The 26,629-nt window shown below is 63.3% G+C and carries 21 protein-coding genes; 11 read left to right on the forward strand and 10 right to left on the reverse strand.

Features of this window, described 5'->3' with window-relative positions; genetic code table 11:
• Positions 1-74 precede the first annotated feature (74 nt).
• The 7 genes from ACIOVF_RS20880 (at position 75) to ACIOVF_RS20910 (ending at position 5,777) form a co-directional block, all read left to right on the forward strand.
• The gene (locus ACIOVF_RS20880; RefSeq protein WP_093380685.1) at positions 75-1,064 is read left to right on the forward strand and encodes an alpha/beta fold hydrolase; all 990 of its coding nucleotides are present in this window, start codon (positions 75-77) and stop codon (positions 1,062-1,064) included.
• 196 nt (positions 1,065-1,260) lie between these two features.
• Entirely contained in the window at positions 1,261-1,749 is a 489-nt protein-coding gene (rraA, locus tag ACIOVF_RS20885) for a ribonuclease E activity regulator RraA (RefSeq protein ID WP_038994247.1), read from the forward strand.
• A 28-nt stretch (positions 1,750-1,777) separates the two neighbouring features.
• A complete protein-coding gene (locus tag ACIOVF_RS20890) occupies positions 1,778-2,773 on the forward strand; it encodes a zinc transporter ZntB (RefSeq protein ID WP_045195019.1) in 996 nt (331 codons plus the stop codon).
• Positions 2,774-2,866: 93 nt separating this feature from the next.
• Positions 2,867-3,121 carry a CrfX protein gene (locus tag ACIOVF_RS20895; RefSeq protein ID WP_371128640.1) on the forward strand — a complete coding sequence of 85 codons (255 nt, stop codon included), beginning with the start codon at positions 2,867-2,869 and terminating at the stop codon, positions 3,119-3,121.
• A 2-nt stretch (positions 3,122-3,123) separates the two neighbouring features.
• Positions 3,124-3,948, forward strand: a complete 825-nt coding sequence (locus ACIOVF_RS20900) for a mechanosensitive ion channel family protein (protein ID WP_038994250.1) — start codon at positions 3,124-3,126, stop codon at positions 3,946-3,948.
• A gap of 114 nt (positions 3,949-4,062) precedes the next feature.
• On the forward strand, positions 4,063-4,629 hold the full coding sequence (sigX, locus tag ACIOVF_RS20905) for an RNA polymerase sigma factor SigX (RefSeq protein WP_036990388.1): 567 nt from the start codon (positions 4,063-4,065) through the stop codon (positions 4,627-4,629).
• A 110-nt stretch (positions 4,630-4,739) separates the two neighbouring features.
• Positions 4,740-5,777 (forward strand): OmpA family protein, encoded by a 1,038-nt coding sequence (locus ACIOVF_RS20910; RefSeq protein ID WP_045195013.1) that lies wholly within the window; start codon positions 4,740-4,742, stop codon positions 5,775-5,777.
• A gap of 57 nt (positions 5,778-5,834) precedes the next feature.
• On the opposite strand, the gene cobA is transcribed toward ACIOVF_RS20910, so the two are convergent.
• The 5 genes from cobA to ACIOVF_RS20935 form a co-directional block, all read right to left on the reverse strand.
• The gene (gene cobA, locus ACIOVF_RS20915; RefSeq protein ID WP_401292185.1) at positions 5,835-6,572 is read right to left on the reverse strand and encodes a uroporphyrinogen-III C-methyltransferase; all 738 of its coding nucleotides are present in this window, start codon (positions 6,570-6,572) and stop codon (positions 5,835-5,837) included.
• Between the two features lie 28 nt (positions 6,573-6,600).
• Entirely contained in the window at positions 6,601-8,271 is a 1,671-nt protein-coding gene (locus ACIOVF_RS20920) for a protein kinase (RefSeq protein ID WP_401292188.1), read from the reverse strand.
• A gap of 10 nt (positions 8,272-8,281) precedes the next feature.
• A complete protein-coding gene (locus ACIOVF_RS20925) occupies positions 8,282-9,493 on the reverse strand; it encodes a NarK/NasA family nitrate transporter (RefSeq protein WP_258607584.1) in 1,212 nt (403 codons plus the stop codon).
• A gap of 150 nt (positions 9,494-9,643) precedes the next feature.
• A complete protein-coding gene (locus ACIOVF_RS20930; protein ID WP_401292192.1) occupies positions 9,644-10,219 on the reverse strand; it encodes an ANTAR domain-containing response regulator in 576 nt (191 codons plus the stop codon).
• Between the two features lie 14 nt (positions 10,220-10,233).
• Positions 10,234-11,448, reverse strand: coding sequence for a CmpA/NrtA family ABC transporter substrate-binding protein (locus ACIOVF_RS20935; RefSeq protein ID WP_401292195.1), 1,215 nt, complete (start codon positions 11,446-11,448; stop codon positions 10,234-10,236).
• 153 nt (positions 11,449-11,601) lie between these two features.
• On the opposite strand from ACIOVF_RS20935, the gene ACIOVF_RS20940 reads away from it, so the two are divergent.
• Positions 11,602-12,624 carry a quinone-dependent dihydroorotate dehydrogenase gene (locus ACIOVF_RS20940; protein WP_045195001.1) on the forward strand — a complete coding sequence of 341 codons (1,023 nt, stop codon included), beginning with the start codon at positions 11,602-11,604 and terminating at the stop codon, positions 12,622-12,624.
• Positions 12,625-12,720: 96 nt separating this feature from the next.
• Here ACIOVF_RS20940 and rmf read toward each other — a convergent pair whose 3' ends face one another.
• Positions 12,721-12,936 carry a ribosome modulation factor gene (gene rmf, locus ACIOVF_RS20945; protein WP_010223328.1) on the reverse strand — a complete coding sequence of 72 codons (216 nt, stop codon included), beginning with the start codon at positions 12,934-12,936 and terminating at the stop codon, positions 12,721-12,723.
• A 540-nt stretch (positions 12,937-13,476) separates the two neighbouring features.
• Between rmf and rlmKL the strand changes: the two genes are divergently transcribed.
• Positions 13,477-15,675, forward strand: a complete 2,199-nt coding sequence (rlmKL, locus tag ACIOVF_RS20950; RefSeq protein ID WP_045194999.1) for a bifunctional 23S rRNA (guanine(2069)-N(7))-methyltransferase RlmK/23S rRNA (guanine(2445)-N(2))-methyltransferase RlmL — start codon at positions 13,477-13,479, stop codon at positions 15,673-15,675.
• Between the two features lie 102 nt (positions 15,676-15,777).
• Complete coding sequence (locus tag ACIOVF_RS20955) at positions 15,778-18,171, forward strand: diguanylate cyclase (RefSeq protein ID WP_045194996.1); 2,394 nt, start codon at positions 15,778-15,780, stop codon at positions 18,169-18,171.
• A 7-nt stretch (positions 18,172-18,178) separates the two neighbouring features.
• Here the strand turns inward: ACIOVF_RS20955 and dacB are convergent, their stop codons facing one another.
• Positions 18,179-19,642, reverse strand: coding sequence for a D-alanyl-D-alanine carboxypeptidase/D-alanyl-D-alanine-endopeptidase (gene dacB / locus ACIOVF_RS20960; protein WP_045194994.1), 1,464 nt, complete (start codon positions 19,640-19,642; stop codon positions 18,179-18,181).
• Between the two features lie 214 nt (positions 19,643-19,856).
• On the opposite strand from dacB, the gene ACIOVF_RS20965 reads away from it, so the two are divergent.
• Complete coding sequence (locus ACIOVF_RS20965; protein ID WP_195884699.1) at positions 19,857-20,201, forward strand: YggL family protein; 345 nt, start codon at positions 19,857-19,859, stop codon at positions 20,199-20,201.
• Between the two features lie 60 nt (positions 20,202-20,261).
• On the opposite strand, the gene ACIOVF_RS20970 is transcribed toward ACIOVF_RS20965, so the two are convergent.
• The 3 genes from ACIOVF_RS20970 to ACIOVF_RS20980 form a co-directional block, all read right to left on the reverse strand.
• The gene (locus tag ACIOVF_RS20970) at positions 20,262-23,918 is read right to left on the reverse strand and encodes a transporter substrate-binding domain-containing protein (RefSeq protein ID WP_401292201.1); all 3,657 of its coding nucleotides are present in this window, start codon (positions 23,916-23,918) and stop codon (positions 20,262-20,264) included.
• 8 nt (positions 23,919-23,926) lie between these two features.
• Positions 23,927-24,553 carry a response regulator transcription factor gene (locus tag ACIOVF_RS20975; protein WP_045194987.1) on the reverse strand — a complete coding sequence of 209 codons (627 nt, stop codon included), beginning with the start codon at positions 24,551-24,553 and terminating at the stop codon, positions 23,927-23,929.
• 291 nt (positions 24,554-24,844) lie between these two features.
• Complete coding sequence (locus ACIOVF_RS20980; protein ID WP_045195736.1) at positions 24,845-26,176, reverse strand: deoxyguanosinetriphosphate triphosphohydrolase; 1,332 nt, start codon at positions 26,174-26,176, stop codon at positions 24,845-24,847.
• Positions 26,177-26,629 lie beyond the last annotated feature (453 nt).

Raw genomic sequence — 26,629 nt, forward strand, 5'->3', positions numbered from 1 at the left:
GCCGGTGAGGGTTCCGACCGTATTCCAGGGCGTGTTCCAGTGATGGATCTCGCCCTTTTTTGTGCAAGAACCCTATGCAAAGCAGCAGTACCCTTTTTCCCGTGGCCTTGCTCAGTGCCGAGCGCCGTGGCGACCTGAGCGAGGACGTGTACCGGATCAAAGCCGGTAACAGCCCGGATCGCAGCGTCGAGCTGGCGCTCACCCGCCTGGGCATGGCCGATCAAGCCGAGGTGCGTGGCACCCCGGTCATTCTGCTGCACGGCAGCTTTTCCAACCGGCGCTTCTGGTATTCGCCCCGGGGCATTGGCCTGGGCGCCTACCTGGCGCGCGCCGGTTTCGATGTGTGGATCCCGGAGATGCGCGGTCACGGCCTGTCGCCGCGCAACCATGGCTATCGCAACAACCGCGTGGCTGACTATGCCCGTTACGACCTGCCGGTAATTGCCGCGTTCGTCTGCGAGCAGGCCGGCAGGCCTGCGCACTGGATCGGTCACTCGCTGGGCGGTACCACCCTGGCGGCGGCCCTCGGTGGCCAGTACCTGGGCGCCGAGCAGGTGGCCAGCGTGGCGTTCTTCGGTACCCAGGTCAGCCGAACCTACTGGCCACTGAAGCTGCCGCCGGTGGAGTGGGGCGGGCGCCTGCTGCTCAAGCGCTTTGCGCAAATTTCCGGCTCGCGGCTCAAGCGCGGCCCGGAAGACGAGCCGATTGGCCTGGCGCTGGAAAGCATGCGCTGGTTCGGTCTGTTTGGCCGCTTTGGCGACAAGGATCGCGACTGGTGGGCGGGGCTGGCCGAAGTTGATGTGCCGGTGCTGGCGGTGGCCGGCGCGGGTGATCACCAGGACCCGGTGTGGGCCTGTCGCAAGCTGTTCGAGCAACTGGGCAGCGAGCACAAGCAGTTTGTCCGCCTGGGCCGTGAGGAGGGCTTCGACAACTTTGGTCATGTCGACATGCTGGTCAGCAAGCCGGCGCAGGCGCAGGTCTGGCCGTTGGTCGAGCGTTGGTTGCAGGATCCGCTGGCGGCGTTGCTGCCGGAGGCGGCGCAGGCCGTTTCGCCGGCGAGCTGATGCCGTTAAGATATGACGATTGTGAAGGTTTTGGTCATTTTTGGGTTTTTCAGCGAACATCTGTTCGCTGATTCCTTGCCCAAGGTGACCGCAACGGCAGTGACGTGTAGCCTTGGGCCTAAAGCCGCATCGCCGGGCCTCGTTCACTGAGTGAAACTGCGACATTCATCGTCTCGATAATCGACAGGAGTTTCCCATGCATTACATCACCCCCGATCTGTGCGACGCCTACCCGGAACTGGTGCAGGTGCTGGAGCCGATGTTCAGCAACTTCGGCGGCCGCGACTCCTTCGGGGGTGAGATCGTCACCATCAAGTGCTTCGAGGACAACTCGCGGGTAAAAGAGCAGGTCGAGCTCGATGGCACCGGCAAGGTCCTGGTGGTCGATGGCGGTGGTTCGCTGCGCCATGCCCTGCTCGGCGACATGCTCGCCGAAAAGGCGGCGAAGAATCACTGGCAAGGCCTGGTGATCTACGGATGCGTGCGTGATGTCGATGTCCTGGCGCAGACCGACGTCGGCGTCCAGGCCCTGGCCAGCCACCCGCTCAAATCGGTACGCCGCGGTGTTGGCGAACTCAACATCCCCGTGACCTTTGCCGGCGTGACCTTCCGTCCGGGCGAATACATCTACGCCGACAACAATGGCGTGATCGTCTCGCCAAGCCCGTTGAAAATGCCTGAGTAAAGCTCTGAAACCGGTCAGTGGGGTAGGGATGTTCGAGGAAGAAAACGCGCAATGGGGGCTGGTGCATGCCCTGGTGCTGGATGGAAAAGGCGGTGCCCGTGCGATCGCCCGAACTGAACTGGACGCCCTTGCGTTGCAGCCCCAGGAAAGCCTGTGGCTGCACTGGGACCGCAGCCACCCGCAGACCCGCACCTGGTTGCGCCACGACAGCGGCCTGAACGAGTTTGCCTGCGACCTGTTGCTGGAAGAAAACACCCGTCCACGCCTGCTGCCCCTGCCGGATGCGCAGATGCTGCTGTTTTTGCGCGGGGTCAACTTAAACCCTGGCGCTGAACCCGAAGACATGGTCTCGGTGCGCATCTTCGCCGAGGCCCAGCGGGTGATCTCGCTGCGCCTGCGGCCGTTGCGCGCCAGTGACGAGCTGCTCCAGCAACTGGCCGAAAATCGAGGGCCGAAGACCGCCTCCGAGCTGCTGCTGAGCATGGCCCAACTGCTGACCGAGAAGGTCCAGGCGCTGATCAGCGACCTCTCGGAAGTGGTTGACGGCGAAGAAGAGCAGCTTGAAGCCGACAAGCGCTATGCCCCGGACCAGGGCAGCCTGCAACAGATCCGCCGGCGTGCGGCGGGGCTGCGGCGCTTTCTCAACCCGCAGCGGGAAATCTACGCACAACTGGCGCGCAACAAGTGGAGCTGGTTCGCCGCCGACGATGCCGACTACTGGAACGAGCTCAACAACAGCCTGACCCGCTACCTCGAAGAGCTGGATCTCACCCGTGAGCGCGCCGCCCTGGTGCTCGAGAGCGAGGACCGGCGCCGCAGCGAGCGGATGAACCGGACCATGTACCGCTTCGGTATCATCACCTGCATCTTCCTGCCCATGAGTTTCGTCACCGGGCTTCTGGGCATCAACGTCGGCGGCATTCCCGGCTCCGACAGCCCCTACGGCTTTCTGTTCGCCAGCCTGCTGGTACTGGCCCTGGCGTTGGGGCAATGGTGGCTGTTCCGCCGCCTGCGCTGGGTGTGAAGATGAAATCTGTGAACATGCAGTCACAAACTGCCTGGGCGGTTCATGTGACCCGTTGTCTGGCGACCTCGTCTTTGACAGATATTGCGCGAGGTGCCTATGCACGATCCGTTTGAAGAATCCCTGCGAGACCTGCTCAAGGCATCGCCGTCCGGTCAGGACCGCGACGACGACGCCTGCCTGGGCCGGGTCCTGAAAACCGCCAACCGCCAGGTTGGCGCGGGCGATCTGTTCAGCCTGCTGGGCCGCTGGAGCCAGGCGCTGATGATTGCCGTGAACAATGGCTCGGCGCATGTCGCGCCGGTGCGCCGTAACGCTACCGCCCGTAAAGCTGATAAGGCCGATTGAATATGGAACTTGATCTCTGGACCCAGAGCCTGGTCACCGCGATGACAGCGCTGTGGACCAAAGTGGCGAACTTCATCCCCAACCTGTTCGGCGCCCTGGTTGTGGTGCTGCTCGGTTTCGTCGTGGCCAAGCTGCTCGACACCCTGTTGTCGAAATTGCTGGCCAAGCTCGGCCTGGATCGCCTGATGGGCGGCACCGGCCTGACCAAGATGCTCAGCCGGGTCGGCATCCAGGTGCCGATCTCGACCCTGATCGGCAAGATCGTCTACTGGTTCGTGCTGCTGATTTTCCTGGTTTCGGCCGCTGAATCCCTTGGCCTTGAGCGCGTCTCGGCGACCCTCGACATGCTCGCCCTGTACCTGCCGAAGGTATTCGGTGCGGCGCTGGTGCTGCTGGCCGGTGTGTTGCTGGCACAACTGGTCAATGGCCTGGTACGCGGCGCCGCTGAAGGCATCGGCCTGGAATATGCCGCAGGCGTCGGGCGTATTGCCCAGGGCCTGGTGATTATCATCAGTATCTCGGTGGCAATCAGCCAGCTTGAGGTCAAGACCGACCTGCTCAACCATGTGATCGTCATCGGTTTGATTACCGTTGGTCTGGCCGTAGCGCTGGCCATGGGCCTGGGCAGCCGGGAAATCGCCGGGCAGATCCTGGCCGGAATTTACGTGCGTGAACTGTATCAAGTGGGCCAACAAGTGCGGATTGGCGAGGTCGAAGGGCAGATCGAAGAGATCGGCACGGTCAAGACGACCCTGCTGACCGATGATGGCGAACTAGTGTCGTTGTCCAACCGGATTCTGCTTGAGCAGCGAGTCAATAGCCGCTAACCGGGCAAATCCTGCTAATGTATGCCGCCGCAAAAATGCCCCAGGCAGGGGTATGCGGCGACATTGACCTGACTGTCGGCCAGATCCGTTTTGAATAAAGTTCACTCGCTGCCCATGCGTTACGACCCCCGCGAGCTCACTGATGAGGAGTTGGTGGCGCGTTCGCATGAGGAGCTGTTTCATGTTACTCGCGCGTATGAGGAGCTCATGCGCCGCTACCAACGGACCCTTTTTAACGTCTGTGCACGTTATTTAGGGAACGATCGGGATGCTGACGATGTCTGTCAGGAGGTGATGCTCAAGGTGCTCTATGGGCTGAAGAACTTCGAGGGCAAATCGAAGTTCAAGACATGGCTCTACAGCATCACCTACAACGAATGCATCACCCAGTATCGCAAGGAGCGGCGCAAACGTCGACTGATGGATGCCTTGAGTCTTGATCCACTCGAGGAGGCCTCGGAAGAGAAGGCGCCAAAACCGGAAGAGAAAGGCGGGCTGGACAAATGGCTAGTGCATGTCAATCCGATTGACCGCGAGATTCTGGTGCTTCGATTTGTCGCAGAACTGGAATTTCAGGAAATCGCCGATATCATGCACATGGGCCTGAGCGCAACGAAAATGCGGTACAAGCGTGCGCTTGACAAGCTACGTGAGAAATTTGCGGGCCTTGCTGAAACTTAGTAGCGCGCAAATATCTCTAACGTACCGGCAAGTTCTGCTAGACTTGCCGTCGAGTTGTCCCCCGGATGTTGGTGGGACTGCTTAACTATCACCAGATGGGGATTTAACGGATGAAATTGAAAAACACCTTGGGCTTGGCCATTGGTTCTCTTGTAGCCGCAACTTCCTTCGGCGCTCTGGCACAAGGCCAAGGCGCAGTCGAAATTGAAGGCAACGTCACCAAGCAGTACTACGACAGCGAACGTAACTTCAAGAACGACGGCACCAATCCTGGTGTTCGCCTCGGTTACTTCCTGACCGACGACCTGTCCCTGGACCTGGGCTACAACGAGACTCACAACGCTCGTGGCGAAGTCTTCAACAAAGACATCAAAGGTTCCAAGGCCAAGCTGGACGCTACCTACCACTTCGGTACCGTCGGCGACGCTCTGCGTCCATACGTTTCGGCTGGTTTCGCTCACGAAAGCCTGGGTCAAGCTACCCGTAACGGCCGTGACCACTCCACCTTCGCCAACGTTGGCGCTGGCGCCAAGTGGTACATCACCGACATGTTCTTCGCCCGTGCTGGCGTTGAAGCCATGTACAACATCGACAACGGCAACACCGAGTGGGGTCCGACCGTTGGTCTGGGTCTGAACTTCGGTGGTAGCGGTGGCAAGGTTGAAGCCGCTCCTGCTCCAGTCGCTGAAGTCTGCTCCGACAGCGACAACGATGGCGTCTGCGACAACGTCGACAAGTGCCCTGACACCCCAGCCAACGTTACCGTTGACGCTGATGGCTGCCCAGCTGTTGCTGAAGTCGTCCGTGTTGAGCTGGACGTCAAGTTCGACTTCGACAAGTCGGTCGTCAAGCCAAACAGCTACGGCGACATCAAGAACCTGGCTGACTTCATGAAGCAGTACCCACAGACCACCACCACTGTTGAAGGTCACACTGACTCCGTCGGTCCTGACGCTTACAACCAGAAACTGTCTGAGCGTCGTGCAAACGCCGTTAAGCAAGTTCTGACCAACCAGTACGGTGTTGAGTCGAACCGCGTTGAGTCGGTTGGCTACGGTGAAACCCGTCCGGTTGCTGACAACGCCACCGACGCTGGTCGCGCTGTTAACCGTCGCGTAGAAGCACAAGTAGAAGCCCAAGCCAAGTAATTGGTCCAGGCGCTACTGAAAAGCCCGGCCTAGGCCGGGCTTTTCTTTGCCTGCGATTCAGGCTGTCAGTTGCTGCAGCACTGCGCTGTGCGCTGCTGCCACCTCGCCGATCACCACAATCGCCGGGCTGCACAGCTTGAAGCGGGCGGCGTCCTGGCACAGCTGCGCCAGCGTGCTGCGTTGCTCGCGCTGCTGAGGCAGCGAGGCATTCTCGATCATGGCCACCGGCGTCTGCGCCGCCAGGCCACCTGCCAGCAAGCCCTGCTGCACGTCCTCCAGCTTGCTCACGCCCATGTACACCACCAGGGTAGTTCCGCCCTGGGCCAGCGCCTGCCAGTTCAACGGGCTGTCATCCTGAGTGTGGGCGGTGACCAGGGTCACGCCACGGCTGACGCCGCGCAAGGTCAGCGAGATACCGCATTGGGTCGCGCCGGCCAAGCCTGCGGTAATGCCATTGACCAGCTCGGTTTCGACGCCATGAGCCTGCAACCAGGCCGTCTCTTCGCCGCCGCGGCCAAAGATGCACGGGTCACCACCCTTGAGCCGCGCTACGCAGCGGCCCTGACGGGCATAGCGCAGCATCAGGCGCTGAATGAAGGCTTGCGGCGTGGAGCGGCATCCGCCGCGCTTACCCACGGCAACCACCCGCGCCTGCGGGCAGTGTTGAAGAATGTGCGGGTTGACCAGGTCGTCGATCAGCACCACTTCGGCTTCCCCCAGGGCGCGTACCGCCTTGAGGGTCAGCAGCTCCGGATCACCGGGGCCTGCACCAATCAGCCAGACTTTCGCATGCATCGGGTTTTCCTCATCGGCATAGGGGCTGTCAGCCTTTTAGCAGGCTGATCAGCAGGATCAGGTTAAGCAGCAGGGACAGCAGCGCCAGGGTGCGCCAGACTTTCAGCGGCTCGCGCTCAAGCAGCGGCCGCGGGCGCACGCTGAGCGCCTGGCGGTCGCCCTGTTCAAGCAGCAACAGCCATTGCTCGGCGGTTTCAAAGCGTTGCCGTGGGTCGGCGAGCAGTGCCTGAGCGAGGTTGTGCTCGAGCCATTCGGGCAGGTCCGGGCGATAGCGGGCGGCGCTGATCGCCTGGGTGAAGCGCGGGCGCTGGAAGGCTTCGATTTCGCCATAGGGGTAATGTCCGGTGAGCAAGTAGTACAGCGTTACCGCCACGCTGTAGAGGTCCTGTTGCGGGCTGGGCGGCTCGGCGTCGAAGGCTTCCGGCGCAATAAACGAGGGCGTGCCTGGCAGCTCATGGGCGCGGTCCTCGGAAAGCCCCGGGCAGAACGCCAGGCCGAAATCCAGCAGGCGCAGCTGGCCGTCATCGCCCAGGAGCAGGTTTTCGGGCTTGATGTCGCGATGGAGGATGTTGCGTCGGTGCAGCGCGCCTACCGCCTGCAACAGTTGCCGGGCCAGCGCCTGCCATTGCGCCAACGGCAGGGGGCCGCTGGCGGCGAACCGTTGCGCCAGGGTTTGCCCGGAGTACTCGCGCATCAGGTAATACAGGTGCTGGCGCTGGCTGGCCGGGTGCACTTCGGGGAAGTAGCGCCCGGCCACCCGGCGCAGGAACCACTCTTCAAGCAGCAGGCCTTGCTGCGCGCCGGGTTCATCTTTGCGTTCGGCCGGCAGGGTTTTCAGCAGCCATGCCTGTTGCTGCGGGTCGCGCACGCGATACAGCAAGGATTGGCGGCTGTGGCCAAGCGCCCGCTCGACCTGCCAGCCGTCGATTGTCTGCCCGCTGCGCAGGGCGGGCGGCAGTGGCCATTGCTGCAATTGCGCCAGCGAATCACCGAGGTTGCTCGCACCCAGTTGTTCGACCCGCACCAGCAGGGCGCTGGCATTGTCCTGGCTGCCGCAGTAGTGAGCCGAGCTGACCAGGGTCTGGGCGGCGTCCTGCAGGTCGATCTGCTCGCGCAGCACCGCGCGAATCTGCGCTTCGCTGAGGCTGGCCCAGACGCCGTCGCTGAGCAGCAGGAAACACTCACCGGCCTGCAGCTCGCCCTCCAGGTAGTCGACCTGCAGGTGCTGGTCCAGGCCCAGGGCGCGCTTGAGCACGTGCTGCATGCCGGGTTGGTCCCAGACGTGGTCTTCGCTGATGCGCTGCAGTTGCCCGGCGGCCCAGCGGTAGATCCGGCAATCACCGACATGCGCCAGGGTAAAACGCCGACCACGCAGCACCAGTGCGCTCAGCGTGGTCAGCAGCGGCTGGCCGCCGCCATTGGCACGCAGCCAGCGGTTCTGCGCCAGTAGCAGGCGGTCCAGGGCCTGGGCCACGCCCCAGGTGGCCGGCGTGGCGTAATAGTCCAGGGCCAGCGCCTGCAGGCTGGCCCGCGCCGCCAGGCCGCCATCGGCGCACTGGCTGACGCCGTCGGCGAGGGCGAACAGGTAGCCTTTGCTGGCGGCCAGTTCCGGGTTGGGGGTGACCAGGCGCAGGGCGTCCTGGTTTTCCTCCCGGGGGCCGCTGGCGCTGGCCTGGGCAAAGCTCAGTTGCAGGCTCATGTTGTCATCCTCAAACCCGCGCCGCAGTCACCGCCGCCGAGCCCCAGGTGGTGCGCCAGCGCTGCTTGACGCCGTGCAGGCCGAACCAGGCAAGAATGCCTAGGCTGGCGAACAGCCACAGGCCCAGCTGATAGTCGCCGCTGTGCTGTTTGATCGCCCCCAGGCCCGCAGCGAGCAGAAAGCCGCCGATGCCGCCGGCCATGCCGATCAGGCCGGTCATCACGCCGATTTCCTGGCGAAAGCGTTGCGGCACCAGTTGGAACACCGCGCCGTTGCCGGCACCCAGGCCGAGCATGGCGCTGACGAACAGGGCCAGGGCAGCCACTGCGCTGGGCAGGTTGAAACCGACGGCGGCAATGCAGATGGCGGCAACGCTGTACATTGCCAGCAGGGTGCGGATGCCGCCGAAGCGATCGGCCAGGGCGCCGCCCAACGGGCGCATCAGGCTGCCGGCAAAGACGCAGGCGGCGGTGTAGTAGCCAGCGGTCACCGGGCTCAGGCCGTACTGGTCGTTGAAGTAGCCGGGCAGGGCACTGGCCAGGCCGATAAAGCCACCGAAGGTGACGCTATAGAAGAACATGAACCACCAGCTGTCACGATCGCCCAGGGCCTTGAGGTAGTCGGCCACGGCTTTCGGTTTGGGCCGTTCGGGGGCGTTGCGCGCCAACAGGCTGAACAGCACCAGGGTCAGCAGCAGCGGGATCACGGCAAAACCGAACACGTTGTTCCAGCCAAAGCCTGCGGCCAGGGCCGGGGCCAGCAGGGCGGCGAACACCGTGCCGGAGTTGCCGGCACCGGCGATGCCCATGGCCTTGCCCTGGTGCTGCGCCGGGTACCACTGCGAGGCCAGCGGCAGCGATACGGCAAACGAGGCGCCGGCAACGCCGAGGAACACCCCGAGCAACAAGGCTTGCTCATAACTGTGAATGCCCAGGCGCCAGGCGCAGAACAGTGCGACGATGACAATCACCTGGCCGATCAGCCCGGCGGTCTTGGGTGACAGGCGGTCCACCAGCAGGCCCATGACAAAGCGCAGGATCGCCCCGGCCAGGATCGGCGTGGCCACCATCAGCCCGCGCTGCTGGGTGGTCAGTTGCAAGTCGGCGGCAATCTGCACCGCCAGCGGGCCGAGCAGGTACCAGACCATGAAGCTCAGGTCGAAATACAAAAAGGCGGCGAACAGGGTGGGGACATGCCCGGACTTCCAGAAACTCGTATTCATCGAACACCTCGTTGAACAGGGACGGAAACGAAAAAGACGTCGCCACCCGACCCGCTGGCGCGAGTGGGGGTGCGACGTCTTTGTCGTGAAGGGGGCAACCGCCGTTGGCTACCTGTGCTGTGGTGATAGCAAGAGCCGGGCCAGAGTGCTTCAGCCGAGCAGGTCGCTCATGGCAATGATCTGCTCGGCCACCTGGATCAGCTTCTGCTGCTTGCTCATGGCCTGGCGGCGCATCAGGGTGTAGGCCTGTTCTTCGTTGCAGTCCTTCATTTTCATCAACAGGCCCTTGGCCAGTTCGATGCGCTTGCGCTCCGCCAGTTGCTGGTCGCGGGCCTGCAGTTGGGCCTTGAGCGCCTGGTCGCTTTCAAAGCGGGCCATGGCCACATCGAGGATCGGCTGCAAGCGCGTAGCCTGGATGCCTTCGACAATGTAGGCGCTGACCCCCGCCTGGATCGCCTGGCGCATCACCCCGGGGTCGTACTCGTCGGTGAACATGACGATCGGTCGCGGCCGGTCACGGCTGACCAGCACTACTTGCTCCATGACATCACGGCCCGGTGACTCGGTATCGATCAGCACCACGTCCGGATGCACCGTTTCGACGCGTGCCGGCAGGTCGATGGTCAGGCCCGACTCTTCGATCACTTCGAAGCCGGCCTGGACCAGCGCAGCCTTTAGCCGACCGACTTTTTTCGCGGTGTCGTCGATTAGCAGGATTCGCAGCATGAGAGCGTCTCCGTTCAGCGTCGGGCGAGGGCGGCGGGCGGCTCGGCCAGCGCGTGCAGACGAAAGCTGCGGGCGTAGCCGTGCGGGTCGCTGCCATCCCAGCGGCTGCCATCGATCAGCTGGCTGCTACGCATGTCGGAACCTGCGCAGGGCACGCCGACCGCCGTGGCGGCGTCGCGGTACAGCGCCAGTTGCTGCACCTGGCGGGCTACGGCGAGGTAATCGGGGTCTTCACGCAGCAGGCCCCAGCGGCGGAATTGGGTCATGAACCACAGGCCATCGGACAGGTACGGCAAGTTGGCCCGGCCCTGGTCATACAGGCGCAAAGCGTGGCGATCCTGCCACTGGTTGCCCAGGCCGTCCTGGTAGTGGCCGAGCAGGCGCGGCTCGATGCTCGACAACGGCGCATCCAGGTAGGCCTTGCTGCTGAGCAGTTGCGCGGTGCTGCGGCGGTTTTCGCGGCTCTGCTCGATAAAGCGGCTGGCGGTCAGCACCGCCATCACCAGGGCCCGCGCACTGTTCGGATACTGTTCGACAAAGGCCCGGGTGCAACCCAGGACTTTTTCCGGGTGATCCGGCCAGATTGATTGGCTGGTGGCCAGGGTGAAGCCCTGGCCCTGTTCGATGGCGCCCGCCGACCAGGGTTCGCCGACGCAAAATCCGTCGATGCGTCCGGCTTGCAGGTGTGCGAGCATCTGGCCTGGCGGCACCACCACGCTGTTGACGTCATGCAAGGGGTGGATGCCCTGGCTGGCCAGCCAGTAATACAGCCACATGGCATGGGTGCCGGTAGGAAAAGTCTGTGCAAAGGTCAGTTTTGTCCTGCTTTGGTGCACGAAGCGCTCCAATGCCTCGGGACTGGTCACGCCCTGACGTTGCAGCGCAGCGGACAGATTGATGCCCTGGCCGTTCTGGTTCAGGCCCATCAGCACCGCCATGTCGGCGGCCGGACTACCGCCGATGCCCAGTTGCAGCGCGTAGATCAGGCCGTACAGGCTATGCGCGGCATCCAGCTCGCCGCTGGCCAGCTTGTCGCGCAGGCCGGCCCAGGAGCTCTGGCGCTGCAAATTCAGGGTCAGGCCGTAGGTTTGGGCGAAACCCTGGGTCGCGGCCACCACCACCGAGGCACAATCGCTCAGGGCCATGAAACCGAGATTCAGGCAGGGCTTTTCCGGGGCATCGCTGCCGTTCACCCAAGCCAGGGAGGTTGCGGGAATAGGGTGGGTCACGTCAGTGCGCCTGTGTCGAGGGTCAGGCCGTACCGCTTGCGTGGCAGGCGTATTAACAGGGCCCAAGCAACGCATATGCCAAGGCGGCCCTGTCCCCCGGGCGACGCCACCGCTATAATCGCCCCCCTCACTCACGTCGAGCTAAGCCCGCCCATGTATACCCTGGCCCGCCAGCTGCTGTTCAAGCTCTCCCCGGAGACCTCCCATGACCTGTCCCTGGACCTGATCGGCGCCGGTGGCCGTCTGGGCCTCAACGGCTTGCTGACCAAGGCGCCGGCTTCCTTGCCGGTCACTGTCATGGGCCTGAACTTCGCCAACCCGGTCGGGCTGGCGGCGGGTCTGGACAAGAACGGCGCGGCCATCGACGGTTTTGCCCAGCTCGGTTTCGGTTTTGTCGAGATCGGCACCGTCACCCCGCGTCCACAGCCGGGCAACCCCAAGCCGCGCCTGTTCCGCCTGCCGGAAGCCGAAGCGATCATCAACCGCATGGGCTTCAACAACCTGGGTGTCGACAACCTGCTCAACCGTGTGCGCGCCGCCAAATACAGCGGCATCCTCGGCATCAATATCGGCAAGAACTTCGACACGCCGGTCGAGCGCGCGGTCGACGATTACCTGATCTGCCTCGACAAGGTCTACGACCAGGCCAGCTACATCACCGTCAACGTCAGCTCGCCGAACACCCCGGGCCTGCGCAGCCTGCAGTTCGGTGATTCGCTCAAGCAACTGCTCGACGCCCTGGCCGAGCGCCGCTCGCAACTGGTGACCGAACGCGGCAAGCATGTGCCGCTGGCGATCAAGATCGCCCCGGACATGAGCGACGAAGAAACCGCGCTGGTCGCCGCAGCCCTGGTCGAGTCGGGTATGGACGCGGTGATCGCCACCAACACCACCCTCGGCCGTGAAGGCGTCGAAGGCCTGCAGCATGGTGACGAAGCAGGCGGCCTGTCGGGCGCGCCGGTGCTGGAAAAGAGCACCCACATCGTCAAGGTGCTGGCTGGCGAGCTGGGTGGCAAGTTGCCGATCATTGCTGCGGGCGGGATTACCGAAGGCAAGCATGCGGCGCAGAAGATTGCTGCCGGTGCCAGCCTGGTACAGATCTACTCGGGGTTCATCTACAAGGGCCCGGCCCTGATCCGCGAGGCAGTGGACGCCATCGCCGCCATGGGGCGCTGAAACCGCAGGCATAAAAAAGGGCCCCCTCAAGGGGCCCCTGGGCCTCAGCCCGCCGCCCGGATAGGGCGCGCATGGTAATCGGATTCAGTTCCTCGTTCAGCCAACGGCGTGAAGTTCGTTGAGTCTATGGATACCCGCAGTGCCGGTCATACCGTCCCAGTTGTCGCCGCGTCCTTCGCGCCAGCCATTGATCCATGCCTGGCGTACAGACGGTAGAGTAAAGGGGCAAAGCTCGCGGGATTTGCCGGTGACCCCATATTGGTAGCCACGTGAAAAAGCTCGTTCCAACGGATCACGCTTAAGTCTTCTCATAGGGTGTTGCCCTCACTTGTTGACTGTAATGTCCCGTCGACCTCTAGAAGGTCGGGCAGAATCGTTCTGCCGGTTTGCGCTCGCTGCCGGCGTCGCGAGCGGAAGTGTTGCCCCGTTGCGGTGACAACCTGAGACCAGTTCTAACCAATGCAGGACACAGTGTGAATGATCGTTTTGTCATAAGGACGTAACCTTTCATAGGGTCACAGGATAAGTAAATAAATGCGTCTGATTAGGATCTGGCGCAAAGCCCGCTATGATCAGGGTTTGACCTGCTGCAAAGTCATCTGGCCATCGCCGTGTGATAATTTGTAACAACAGCGGCAAAACGACGAAGGGTCATTTTTCCCGGTTTTTTGCCTGAATTTTTCGTTCTGCCCGGCAATCAAAGACTTTTCAGCCCTTGGCAAAAGTCGGATTGGCGGGCGGCCCGGCGCGAGATAAAGCGCCACTCGAACGCTGTGGAAAGGCGTTCGATTAAACATCGGAAGGGCGATGCGCTTGCCTCTCCACTTTATTGCTCAAGGCTCTGGATACCCCATGTCGGACCGTTTCGAACTTTACCTCACCTGTCCCAAAGGCCTTGAAGGCCTGCTTGCCGAAGAAGCCCGCGGCCTCGGCCTTGAAGAAGTGCGCGAGCACACTTCGGCGATCCGCGGCACGGCCGACATGGAAACCGCCTACCGGCTGTGCCTGTGGTCGCGCCTGGGCAACCGCGTACTGCTGGTGCTCAAGCGCTTCAACATGAAGAACGCCGACGACCTCTACGACGGCGTCAACGAAGTCGAGTGGCAGGATCACCTGGAGGCCAGCGGCTCGCTGGCGGTGGAATTCAGCGGCCACGGCTCGGGTATCGACAACACCCACTTCGGCGCCTTGAAGGTCAAGGATGCAATCGTCGACAAGCTGCGTACCAGCAGCGGCGAGCGCCCGTCGGTCGACAAGCTCAACCCGGACCTGCGCGTGCACCTGCGCCTGGAGCGTGGCGAGGCGATCCTGTCCCTGGACCTGTCCGGCCACAGCCTGCACCAGCGCGGCTACCGCCTGCAGCAAGGTGCGGCGCCGCTCAAGGAAAACCTCGCGGCCGCGGTGTTGATCCGCGCTGGCTGGCCACGCATCGCTGCCGAGGGCGGCGCCCTGGCCGACCCGATGTGTGGTGTGGGGACTTTCCTGGTCGAAGCCGCAATGATCGCCGCCGATATCGCACCGAACCTGCGCCGCGAGCGTTGGGGCTTCAGCGCCTGGCTCGGCCACGTGCCGGCCCTCTGGCGCAAACTCCATGATGAGGCGCTGGCCCGTGCCGAAGCCGGCCTGGCCCGCCCGCCGCTGTGGATTCGCGGCTATGAGGCCGACCCGCGGCTGATCCAGCCGGGCCGCAACAACGTTGAGCGCGCCGGCCTGAGTGACTGGGTGAAGATCTACCAGGGCGAAGTCGGCAGCTTCGAGCCGCGCCCGGATCAGAACCAGAAAGGCCTGGTGATCTGCAACCCGCCGTACGGCGAGCGCCTGGGCGACGAAGCGAGCCTGCTGTACCTCTACCAGAACCTCGGCGAGCGCCTGCGTCAGGCCTGCCTGAACTGGGAAGCGGCGGTGTTCACCGGCGCCCCGGACCTGGGCAAGCGCATGGGTATCCGCAGCCACAAGCAATATGCCTTCTGGAACGGCGCCTTGCCGTGCAAGCTGCTGCTGATCAAGGTTCAGCCCGACCAGTTCGTCACCGGCGAGCGCCGTCAGCCCGAGCGCAATGGCGAAGCTGGCGAACCGCGTACCCCGGCCGCCGTGGCCAGTGAGCCGGCACGCCTGAGCGAGGGCGGGCAGATGTTCGCCAACCGCCTGCAGAAGAACCTCAAGCAACTGGGCAAGTGGGCCAAGCGCGAGAACGTCAGTTGCTACCGCCTGTACGATGCCGACATGCCCGAGTACGCCCTGGCCATCGACCTGTACCAGGACTGGGTGCACGTGCAGGAATACGCCGCCCCGCGCTCGATCGACCCGGAAAAGGCCCAGGCGCGTCTGTTCGACGCCCTGGCAGCGATCCCTCAGGCCCTGGGCATCGACCAGAGCCGCGTGGTGGTCAAGCGTCGCGAGCGTCAGAGCGGTACCCGCCAGTACGAGCGCCAGAGCGCCCAGGGGCAGTTCCTCGAAGTGCAGGAAGGCGGCGTCAAGCTGCTGGTCAACCTCACCGATTACCTCGACACCGGGCTGTTCCTCGACCACCGCCCGATGCGCCTGCGCATTCAGCGCGAGGCTGCCGGCAAGCGCTTCCTCAACCTGTTCTGCTACACCGCCACCGCCAGTGTGCATGCGGCCAAGGGCGGCGCGCGCAGCACCACCAGTGTTGACCTGTCCAAGACTTACCTGGACTGGGCGCGGCGCAACCTGTCGCTCAATGGCTTCTCGGACAAGAATCGCCTGGAGCAGGGCGATGTCATGGCCTGGCTGCAAGCCTGTCGCGAGGAATACGAGCTGATCTTCATCGATCCGCCGACCTTCTCCAACTCCAAGCGTATGGAAGGCGTGTTTGACGTGCAGCGCGATCATGTCGAGTTGCTTGACCTGGCCGTGGCGCGCCTGGCGCCGGGCGGTGTGCTGTACTTCTCGAACAACTTCCGCAAGTTCCAGCTCGACGAAAACCTGGCTGAGCGCTACGCGGTGGAAGAGATCAGTGCCCAGACCCTGGACCCGGACTTTGCCCGTAACAGCAAGATTCACCGGGCCTGGAAAATTCAGGCGCGCTGATTGGCTGATTGTCGCGGGTGATGATTGCTACGTTAATGGCTAATGGCTATAACTCAATCAGAGCCCGCGATCCGCTGGACGCTGGCGTTTTGAGTGCTTTCTATGTCGATGCACGCCGCTCGTCCGAAGATGCTCGGCTTTGTCAGCGAGGAAGTGTCCGCCTGGCTGGTGGCCGGCGTGGCATTTGTCGCCGGCGGCCTGTTGACTGCGCTGCTGGCGCTGGCCACCCATGACCTGTACCGCCAGCAGTTGCGTCAACGCTTCGAACTGCTCGCCAGTGAGCGTTACAGCCGTATCGAAGAGCGTTTCGAGGACCAGGTGCAGCGTCTCGATGGCCTGCGCCGCTTCTTCGTGTTCTCCGAAAGCGTCACTCTCGCCGAGTTCAACGGCTACGCCAAGCCCCTGTTGTACCGGACCCAGGCCTACGCCTGGGCGCCGCGGGTGGCGGGCGATGAGCGTCAAGCGTTTGAGCGCAGCGCCGCGCAACTCCTCGGCAAGCCCTTTGCCATCCACGAACTGAATGACGCCGGCAGCCTGCAGGTAGCGGCTGAGCGTGCGCTCTATTACCCACTGTTGTACACCCAGGCCTCCAGCCACCAGGTCCAGCCCCTGGGCCTGGACATGCTCTCCCAGCCGCTGCGCCAGGCGGCCCTCGACCGTGCCCGCCAGCCCGGCAGCATGGCGGTGTCGGCACCCTTGAACCTGACCCATGTCGACCCGGCCTTCGCCCGCGGGGTATTGATGGTGGCGCCCGTTTTTGCCCCGGGCAGCGCCGCCGCCCCACCAGATGGCTACGTACTGGCGGTGATCAGCCTGCAGCAGCTGATGGCCGAGGGGCTGCCCAACCCGAGCGAGGACAACCTGGTGGTGCGCATTCTTGACCTGTCCGGGCAGGGCCAGCATGAGGTGTTGTTCCAATCCGGCAACCAGGGGGCCGACACCGATCTGACCGCCAGCCACCTGTTGCGCCTGGCCGATCACGACTATCAACTGGATATCCAGCCCAGCCTTGCCTTCATGGACGCCAATCGCTCCTCGGCGGTCGTTGCCGTGGTGCTGCTTGGCGGCCTGCTCAGCCTGTTGCTCAGCGCCTTGCTGTTCAGCCTGTTCGGCCAGCGCCAGCGTGCCCTGACCCTGGTCGAGCAGCGCACCGCCGAGTTGCGCGTCAGCGAACAGTCGCTGCGCGATACCCACAACCAGCTGCGCAGCGTGCTCGATGCCGCCACCCAGGTGGCGATCATTGCCACCAGCCTGCGCGGGGTGATCAGTACCTTTAACGCCGGCGCCGAACGCATGCTCGGCTACCACAGCGCTGAAGTCATCGGCCGCCTGACCCTGGAAGAGCTGGTCTCGCCAGAGGAGCTGCAGGCCCGGGCCCGCGCCTTGAGCCAGCGTTATGGGCGCGAGGTCAGCCCGGCCCAGGCGATGTTCGCCGAGACCGTCCAGGAGGGTGAGAGCGAGCCTGGTGAGTGGACCCTGTTGCGCAAGGATGGCAGCCACCTGCTGGCTAACATGATGGTCAGCGCGGTGCTCGATGAGCACGGCCTGTGGGTCGGCCACCTGGCCATCTGCATCGACGTTACCGAGCGCAAGCGCGTGCACGAGGCCCTGGCGGCCCGTGACCGGCTGCTGGAAAAGCTCAGCGCCGAGGTGCCCGGCGGCATTTACCAGTTTCGCCTCGACCCCGACGGCAGCTCGTGCTTCAGCTATGCCAGCGAGGGCTTGCGCGATATCTACGAGATCGAGCCGCAGCGCCTGCGCGAGGACGCCACGGCCGTGTTCGAGCGTATCCACCCCGATGACCTGGAACGGGTGCGCGCCTCGATCCGCTATTCCGCTGATCACCTCACGCCCTGGCGCGAAGAGTACCGGGTGCTGCTGCCGGTGGCCGGGATGCGCTGGATCCGCGGCGAAGCCACGCCGGAGCCGGCCGAGCAGGGGGGGACTCTGTGGCACGGCTACCTGACTGATATCTCCGATCTGAAGCGCGTCGAGGAGGAGCTGCGGGCGTTGTCGGTAACCGACTCACTGACCGGCATTCACAACCGCCGCTACTTTCAGGAGCGGCTCAAGGCCGAGCTTGAGCGGGCCCAGCGCGACAGCCAGGACCTGGCGGTGATCATGCTCGATATCGACCACTTCAAGCGCATCAACGACTTGTACGGCCATGCCGTGGGCGATCATGTGCTGCGCAGCCTGTGCCAGCGCATCAATCACCGCCTGCGCCGTACCGATGTGTTCTGCCGCCTGGGTGGCGAGGAATTCATGGTGTTGTGCCCGGGCAGCAATGCCGAGCAGGCCTATACCCTGGCCATGGAGCTCTGGCAGGGCCTGCGCAGCGTGCCGGTGGACGGGGTGGGGATGGTCACGGCGAGTTTCGGCGTGGCCGGCTGGCGCCCGGGGGAGGGCGCCGATGCCTTGCTGCTACGCGCCGACTCGGGGGTCTACGCGGCCAAGCAGGCTGGCCGCGACCGGGTCGAGGGCGAACTGCCCTGAGTCAGGCTCAGGGCTGAACGGCGGCGGTGCTGTTGACCAGTTTCGGCTGGCGGTACAGGTCGAGCAGGACCTGGTCGAGCACGGCCGAAGCCCCCCAGGGTTTGGGGTCGTTGAGGATCGCCGCGACCGCCCAGGTGTTGCCGTTGCTGTCGCGGCTGAAGCCGGCGATGGCGCGCACGGTGTTCAGGGTGCCGGTCTTGATGTGCGCCTCACCGGTCATGGCGGTGCGCTTGAGGCGCTTGCGCATGGTGCCGTCCATGCCCACCAGCGGCATCGAGCTGATGAACTCGGCAGCGTACGGGCTGTTCCAGGCCGCTTGCAGCAGGGCGGCCATTTCCCGGGTGCTGACCCGTTCGGCGCGGGACAGGCCCGAGCCGTTTTCCATGATCAGGTGCGGCGCGGTGATGCCCTTTTTCGCCAGCCACTGGCGTACTACGCGCTGGGCGGCGCGGGCGTCGTCGCCGTCGGCGTCGGTACGGAACTGCGCGCCCAGGCTCAGGAACAGCTGCTGGGCCATGGTGTTGTTACTGTATTTGTTAATGTCGCGGATGATCTCCACCAGGTCCGGGGAGTAGGCGCGGGCCAGCAGACGTGCGCTTTTCGGCACGTTGTCGACCCGGTCACGGCCCTGGATGCTACCCCCCAGTTCGTTCCAGATGGCGCGCACGGCGCCGGCGGCGTAGGTCGGGTGATCGAGCAGCGACAGGTAGGTCTGCGAGTTGCAGCCATCGCCCAGCTGGCCGCTGACCACGACGCTGACGCCGTCGGCTTGCACCACCGGGTTGTAGCGCACGTCGCCGCTGCACTGCTTGGTGTTGACCGCCTTGACCTGGTTGTCGATGCGGATGTTGGCAATCGGCGGCTCGACCGACACCAGCACCTTGCCCCCGTCGTTGCGGGCGACGAAGCGCAGCGCCTTGAGGTTGATCAGCAGCGAGTCGGGCTTGACCAGGAAGGGTTTGTTTTCGTCGCCACCATCATCGTTGAACTGCGGCAGTTGTGGCTGGATGAAGTGGCTGCGGTCGAGCACCAGGTCACCGCTGATGGTCTGTACGCCATTGGCGCGCAGGTCGCGCATCAGCAGCCAGAGCTTTTCCATGTTCAGCTTCGGGTCGCCGCCGCCCTTGAGGTACAGGTTGCCCTGCAGCACGCCGTTGCGCAGCGGGCCGTCGCTGTAGAACTCGGTTTTCCACTGGTGGGTGGGGCCGAGCATTTCCAGGGCGGCGTAGGTGGTGACCAGCTTCATGGTCGAGGCCGGGTTGACCGAGACATCGGCATTGAACACGGTCGGTGTGCCCGGGCCGTTGAGCGGCAGCATGACCAGCGACAGGGCCGAGTCCTGCAATTTGTTGGTTTTCAGCGCCTGCTGCACTTTTGGCGAAAGCGTGGTGTTGACCGCGGCGGCGTGGCTGGAAAGCGCCAGGGGCATCAGCAGGCCGGCAAGCAGAAGAGGGCGAAGAGATCTGATCATGTGCGATAAAACCCTGCGAGCGAGGGGTGAAAAAAACGGAGCGAAAAAAGGTGAAGGCCCCGATACGGAAAAATATAGCGCGCATTATGCCCCAAGCAGAACGCCCATGGGCCTGTGAATACAGGATCAAACAACAGCTTATCGGCTTTTATTCCGGCAATCGCGCGGTGAAACTGGTAAAGTGCCGCGCGTTAATACTCAAGAGGATTGTTTCATGGCCACTAACCGTTCCCGCCGTCTGCGCAAAAAACTCTGCGTGGATGAATTCCAGGAGCTGGGTTTTGAGCTGAACCTGGATTTCAAGGAAGATCTGTCCGACGAAGCCATTGACGCCTTCCTCGATGCATTCCTGGCTGACGCCATGGATGCCAATGGTCTGGACTATGTTGGCGGCGACGACTTCGGTCTGGTCTGCAAGGCCACCCGTGGTTCGGTCACTGAAGAGCAGCGCGCTGCTGTTGAAGCCTGGCTCAAGGGCCGCAGCGAACTGACCAAGATTGAAGTCAGCCCGTTGCTGGACGCCTGGTATCCGGAAAAATCGGTCAACCCGGCTTCCTGATCCTGCTGAAACGGCGGCCCCAGTGGCCGCCGTTTTCGTTTCTGCTCCCCCGCCGCCTGTTCAGGTGGTGCCGCTGGAACAGCGCTGCTCCGGCAAGTGTTCGTGCAAATACCCCTGTAATGCCTGCTCAAGCACCGAGAGGATGTGCAGGATCTGCCGTTGCCGACGCTCCAGCATGGCCGGCGCCAGGTTGGCCTGGCAATCGGCCTCGAGCTGTTCGCAGGCGTGGATCAGGCCGTTGGCCTGAATGATCCGCGCCGGGCCGAGAATCTTGTGCGCCTGGCTCATCATTTGCGCTACATCGCGGCCAGGGTCGAGCGCCTTGAGTTGGGCGCCGTCGCGCTTGAAGCTGCGCAGCAGTTCTTCAAGCAACTGGCGCAGGTCGTTGATGCTGTTGCCGACCACAGGCTCCAGCCCTTGCAGATCGAACGGCAACTGCGCAGGCGGCGCCGGCCGGGCGCTCATCAGTGGCGCCCGGGCCAGGCGCTGGCCCAAGGCGTTGAGGCTGATAGGCTTGAGCAAACAATCATCCATGCCGACCTGGCGACAACGTTCGCGCACTTCCGGCTGGGCATTGGCGGTGTAGCCGAGAATGGTGCAGGGTGACCATTGGTACTGTCGCTCGTGGTCGCGCAACGCCTGGGTGAACTGGTAGCCGTTCATTTGCGGCATGTTGCAGTCGACGATTACCACATCGAAGTGCGCCTGACGCCAGGCGTTGAGGCCGCTGAAACCATTGTCGGCACTGGCGTGTTCGAGCCCGAGAAAGTTCAACTGCTGGGCGATCAGCAGCAGGTTTGCCGGATGGTCATCGATCACCAGGATCCGCAGCGCTGGCAGCACCGCACAGGGCACCGCTACGGGGGCGTCCGGCTTGGCCGTTTCAGCCAGCAGGGTCAGGGGCATGCTGATGCACGCACGGGTGCCCTGGCCGAACACGCTGTGCAAGCTCAGGTTGCCGCCCATCGACTGGCACAGGTCGCGGCTGATGGCCAGGCCCAGGCCGGTGCCGCTGCGGGCCAGGTTGCTGTCCGGATCGGCCTGGGCGAAGGGCAGGAACAGGCGCTGCTGGTCTTGCGGGCGAATGCCGATGCCGCTGTCCTCGACCGTTATCTTCAGGGTCGGGTGATCCGCTTGCGGGCCGGGCTCCAGAACCAGGTGCACGGTGACCTGACCCTGTTCGGTGAACTTGATCGCATTGCTGACCAGGTTGGAAAGAATCTGCTTGAACCGCAGCGGGTCGAGCAATACCTCGCAGCGTGCTTGCGCGGCGATGTCCAGGTTCAGGCGCAGGTCTTTCTGGCGGGCCACGCCATCGAACACGCGCCCGACCGACTCGACCAGCCCGGCCAGGTTAACGGGCTCTGGTGCCAGGCTCAGGTGGCCGGACTCGATACGGGCCATGTCGAGAATGTCGCCGATCAAGGCCAGCAGTTCTCTCGCCGAGTTGTAGGCCACTTCGATGGCCGGTCGGTCGATATGCCCCTGGTCGCCCCGCTTGAGGGTCAGTTCGAGCATGCCGATGATGGCGTTCATCGGCGTGCGGATTTCATGGCTGATGGTCGCCAGGAACACGCTCTTGGCGCGATTGGCATCGTCGGCGCGTTGCTTGGCCAGGCGCAGGTCCTGGATCAGCTGGCGGCGCTCGCTGATGTCGATCCAGCCGCCAATGATGCCCTGTACTTCGCCAAGCGAGTCGCGGTAAGGCAGGATCCAGTGGTAGATGGTCAGTTCCCGTTCCCTGAGCAGCAGGGGCCGGTCAACGATCAGCGGAATGCCTTCGCGCATGACCTTCTGGTAATCGGCCTGGATCTGGCTGGCATAGCAGCTGTCGCCCAGGGTGCTGTCCTGGATGCGCTTGCCGAGGACGTCCTCAAGGCGCGCCTGCACCGCTTCCAGGTAACTGTCGTTGCAGCTTTGCAGCAACCCGGCACGATCGCGAACGTACATCGGGTGGGGGGTACCGTTGAGCAGTGCGCGCATGAACTCTAGCTGGTCGTTGAGGGCGCGCTCGGCGGCCTCGCGCTGCTTGATCTGGCGGCGCATCCAGGCGTTCCAGGCCAGCGACAGCAGCAACAGCAGGCTGGTACCCAGTACAACCTGGAGGATCAGGCGCTGGTACTTCTGCCAATAGGCGTCGGTTTCGGTACTGTAGCCACGCCAGCGGCTGTTGATGATGCCCAGCTCTTCTGGGGCGATGCTCAGCAACGCCTTGTCGAGGATTGACGCCAGCTCCTGGGCGCCTCGCGCCGTGGCCATGGCGAAGGTCGCAGGCTCGGCGCCGACCGAGGCGCGGATCGTCAGGTCGCGCTGGGAGGCCAGGCTGAAGTTGGCGTTGATCAGCGCGGTGATGGCCGCATCGACATGCCCGCTGGCCAGCAGCGAGGTTGAGAAGAAGGTGCTTTCCGTTTCGATCAGCTGGATGCCGGGAAAACGCTGGCGCAAGTCTTCGAACAGCGGGCTGTCGCGGGTCAGGGCCAGGCGCCGGCCGTTCATCTGCTCCAGCGAGTCCGGCTGGTCGCTGCCTTTGCGTGTCAGTAGGACGTAGGAGTTTTCCAGGTAGGGGCGGCTGATCGCCAGGGTGCCCGCGCGCCGCGGGCTGGGGGAAATTGCCGCAATGACATCGGCCTCGTCATGGTTGAGGCGGTCGATCATGTCACTGATGCCGCTGGCCCGTTGTACCTCGAAACGCAACCCGGTGCGCAGGCGGATCAGCTCCAGCAGATCGGCGGCGATGCCGCGAAAATTGCCGGCGCTGTCAAAAAAAGTCAGCGGCGCGGCGGTTTCGTTGACCACCACGCGCACCACCGGGTGGCCGCTGAGCCAGCGCTCTTCGCGTTGCGACAGCTGCAGCTTGCGGTCGGTGAGCAGCACGTCGCTGCCGGCGCTCCAGCGTTTGAAGATGCTTTCGCGGGTGCTGCTGGAGACGCTGTCGAGGGTGGCGTTGATCAGTTCCAGCAAAGGCTGGTTGCTGCGCTGCACGGCAAAGCTGAAACCGACCGGTTCGTGCTTGCCGAAATTGGCCATCTTGATGTTCTGCAAATGGCCCTGGTTGATCAGGTAATGGGTCGAGATGGTGTCACCGAGAAACACATCGGCCTGATCGAAGGCCACGGCGTTGAGGGCGTTCTGGTAGGAGGGGTAGGACTGGATGGTGGCGTCCGGGTAATTGGCCAGTACCTCGTCCATCGGCAGGTAGTGATAGACCATGCTCAGGCGCAGGCCGGCCAGGCCCATGTCGAGCGGGCGCGCCTCGTTCTCGCGGGTGACCAGCACCGGCTGGTCGACCGCGTAGGGCTTGGACAGGGCAATGCCGGGAGTTGCCGCCTCGTAGCCGTTGGTGCTGCCCAGCAGGTCGATCTGCCCTTGGGCCAGGGCCTTGACCGCATCCTGGCGGGTGGCGAAGCGCTTTACCTGGATGGGCAGGTCCAGGGCTGAGCCAATCAACCCGGCGAAATCGGCGGTCAGGCCTTCGTAGTCACGGCCGCTGGCGGTCATGTCGAACGGCGGGTAGTCCGGCGCCGAAGTACCCAGCACCAGCTGGCCCTTGCCCTTGATCCACAGGCGCTGGGCCGGGGTCAGCGACAGTTGCATGGCAATCGGCCCGGCCCGGCTGAACAGGGTGAACGGGCTGGCGGCGACTTCGTCTGCCTGCGTGACATGGCTCAGGCAGGCCAATACGCCGCACAACAACAGGGTCAGGCGCTGCCTAAGCATGAGTGGCCTCACACCAGTGCATTGCGTTTGGCCATTTCAATCAGTTCGACCAGCGAGCTGGCCTTGAGCTTTTGCATCAGCCGTTTCTTGTAGGTGCTGACAGTTTTGTTGCTGAGAAACATGCCCTGGGCAATTTCCTTGTTGCTTCGGCCTTGGGCAAATAGTTGCAGCACCATTAACTCGCGGTCATTGACCTGTTTGAAAAGGTCCAGTTCCGAGGCGCAATCTTCGTGTTTGCGTGGCGGATTGATCGCTTGGCTGGGGAAGTAGTTATAACCGGAAAGCACCGCTTTTATCGCACTGAGCAGTTCACTGAGATCTTCCTGTTTGCACACATAGCCGGCAGCACCGGAGTGCATGCAGCGAATGGCAAAGAGTGCCGGCGATTGTGCGGTCAATATCAGGATTTTCAGCGGGATGCCCATGGCGTGAAAGCGTGAGAGCACTTCCAGCCCATCGAGCCGGGGGATGCTGATGTCGAGGATGATCAGGTCCGGCAGGCATTCGCGGACCATTTGCATGGCGTCTACGCCGTTGTCCGATTCGCCGACGACGCGATAGCCCTCATTCTCCAGAAGCATGCGCACCGCCAGGCGGATGACCGGGTGATCGTCGACGATGAATACAGAGTACATGGTGAAGTTTCCATAAAGGTGCCAGAGGGAGAAACGGCACCTTAGCGCAGATAGAACAGGTCGCACATGAACTCAAGGGGAGTTAAATGATATATAGGAAAAGTCCTACTGGTTTTGAAATGTAGGATTACAGGGGTTTCTGTATGGTGGCAGTGTCAATAGTGTTGATAGTAAGTTGATGTTGCGAAGGATAAGGTAAGTTTATTGTTGTTTGCAGTGTGTAGGTGGTTTCTCACGTCTTATCGGCGAAATCGCACTGCCCGAATGCCGGGCAGTACGCTGTGGTCGCGATCAGGTCGGGCTTGAGCGGCCGGTCATTTCGCGGGCCATTTCGCTGGCATAGCTGTCGGTCATCCCGGCGATGAAGTCGATCATGCGCAGGAACGAGCTGTGCAGCGAGGCGTCAGGGTCGGGTGCGTTCTTGCCGAGCAGGTCGAGGATGCGCCGGCTTTTGAACGACGGCGTGCGTCCGCCATGTTGCTCAAGGGCCGCCCCACAGAACGAGTTGAGCAAAATCTCCAGGGTGGTGTAGGCGCCAATTTCGTGCAGGGTCTTGCGTTTATCCTGGAAGATTTTCTTGCGCGCAATGTCCTTGGCCTGCAGCACGCAGCGTTTGGCCGGGCCGTGCATGTGTTCGACCAGATCGCCGCCGAGGGTGCCGGCTAGCAGGGCGTCCTGTTGCTCGACAAAGGCGCGTGCGGCGGCGTTGGTCAGATGTTCGATGGCCTTGCCACGCAGGATCGCCAGCTTGCGTCGGCGCGAATCGTCGGGGCCCAGCTGGCGATAGGTTTCCGGCAGGTCGTCGCCCACCAGGCTGAGCAACAGCGACTCGACCTCGGCATAGTCGAGCAGGTCCATTTCCAGGCCGTCCTCGAGGTCGATCAGCGCATAGCAGATGTCATCGGCGGCCTCCATCAGGTACACCAGCGGATGACGCGCCCAGCGTTGCTCTTCAAGCTGCGGCAGACCGAGCTTGCGGGCGATCTGTTCAAGCAGCACCAGTTCGCTCTGGTAACAGCCGAACTTGTGCTTCTTGTAGCCCAGGGCGTCGGCATGGCGGGCGGTCCAGGGGTACTTTAGGTAGGTGCCGAGGGTGGCATAGGTCAGCCGGGTGCCGCCGTCGAACTGGTGGTATTCGAGCTGGGTAAGCACCCGAAAGCCCTGGGCGTTGCCTTCGAAGTTGAGGAAGTCGGCGCGTTCGGCCTCGCTCATGGCGTCGAGCCAGCCACGCCCGGCGGCCTGCTGGAACCAGTGGCGGATGGCGTCTTCGCCGGAGTGGCCGAACGGCGGGTTGCCGATGTCATGGGCCAGGCAGGCGGACTGCACGACCATGCCCAGGTCGCTGGGTTCGCACCATTGCGGCAGGCTGGCGCGCAGGGTTTCGCCGACGCGCATGCCCAATGAGCGGCCGACGCAGCTGACTTCCAGGGAGTGGGTCAGGCGGGTGTGGATGTGGTCGTTGCTGGACACCGGATGAACCTGGGTTTTGCGCCCCAGGCGGCGGAAGGCGCCGGAGAAGATGATCCGGTCGTGGTCTTTGTGGAACGGGCTGCGGCCGAGTTCTTCGGGGCTGTGCAGGGGTTTGCCGAGGCGTTCGCGGGTGAGCAGGGTGTGCCAATCCAAGGCCATTTCTCCGGTGCGGGGGGCAGGGGGGTAGCTTCGGGGTTTGGCGCTGGGGGTGCAAGTGGCTTGGTGGGCTTATCCGTTTGGGGTGGGGGATCTGCGGGCCCCTTCCGCCCTTACGGCGGCTTACTTTTTTCAGTCGAAAAAAAAGTAAGCAAAAATTCTCGCCCCACCAGTGGGCCCTGCGCTGCGCTTCGGGTTCCCTCGCTCCGGCGTCGCTACGGGGCATTGCGAACTACGAGTTGCAAGCAACTCTACGTTTCGCAACTTCGGCTAACGCCGAAGGTGCTGCGCACTCGCCCCTTCGCAACACCTGCACTCGGCCCTTCTGGTTAACGGGGCCGGGTAGATCAAGAGCAGATCAAGAGCAGATCAAGATCAACAGCACAATTCGCTTCGCTCTTGCTAAGCCGCAGATCTGTGGGAGCGGGCTTGACCCGCGATCGAGCGCGC

Source organism: Pseudomonas sp. NPDC087612, from assembly GCF_044743505.1.
Taxonomy (GTDB): Bacteria; Pseudomonadota; Gammaproteobacteria; order Pseudomonadales; family Pseudomonadaceae; genus Aquipseudomonas.